We start from the raw sequence: 859 nt of genomic DNA on the forward strand, positions 1-859 counted from the left end.
ACTCCACACCTATGGCCGGCAGCTCAATCAGCACCCGCATATCCACGTCTCCGTCACCCGTGGCGGCCTCGACGTCAAACAAAACACCTGGCGACACCTGTTCTTTAAAAAGAATGATGTAAAACAAATCTGGCGTAACGCCGTCATTTACCTGCTGCGTGACAACTATACGCACATCAACCCCAGTGACATGCCGGGCCTCGGCCATATCCTTAATGAGGACCGGTGGCGCCGCTACCTGCATGCCCAGTATCGCCGCGCCTGGAAAATCCACTTCGCCAAAAAGACCCGTGGCGCGTGGCGCAGCGTGAAATACCTCGGCCGTTATCTGAAGCGCCCGCCGGTGGCGGCTTCCCAGCTCCGACATTACCGCGGTGGCTCGATCGTTCATCACTACTACGACCACAGCACGCAGCAACACAAACGCCAGAAGCTGACCCAGGAAGAGATGCTACAACGCTATATCAGCCATATTCCGGCGCGGCATTTTAAAATGGTGCGGTACTAAGGCTTTTTGGCCAATCGCAAACGAGGCTCACTGCTGCCGAAAGTGTATAACGCGCTGGGAATGACGGTACGAGATAAGCCCAGACGCCCCGGGTTCGCGGTGTTGATGAAAGGCTTCCTGGGCACAGACCCGTACCAATGCATCCTGTGCGGCGATCGGCTGCGATTTTCCGGTGCGGAGGCGGGCAGGCATGCGACGGAATTACTGTCAGACAGGTTACATCGGATGGCAAAAAAACGATGGCTTCAGACCCCGGCTCTGGATAAGTGCGCCTGAAAAATGGTTTTTAGATTAAAAACACAGCAAAACCGGCGTTTTTACGTATAACTCATCGCGATGCTGCACCATCAG

At 55.1% G+C, this 859-nt stretch carries 1 protein-coding gene; it reads left to right on the top strand.

Features of this window, described 5'->3' with window-relative positions:
- Positions 1-508 (top strand): transposase (locus ACMV5I_RS29545; protein ID WP_414825976.1); only part of this gene is annotated, 508 nt, incomplete at its 5' end.
- Positions 509-859 lie beyond the last annotated feature (351 nt).

Source organism: Serratia sp. T13T92 (assembly GCF_047530105.1).
In the GTDB taxonomy this organism is placed as follows: Bacteria; Pseudomonadota; Gammaproteobacteria; order Enterobacterales; family Enterobacteriaceae; genus Chania; species Chania fonticola.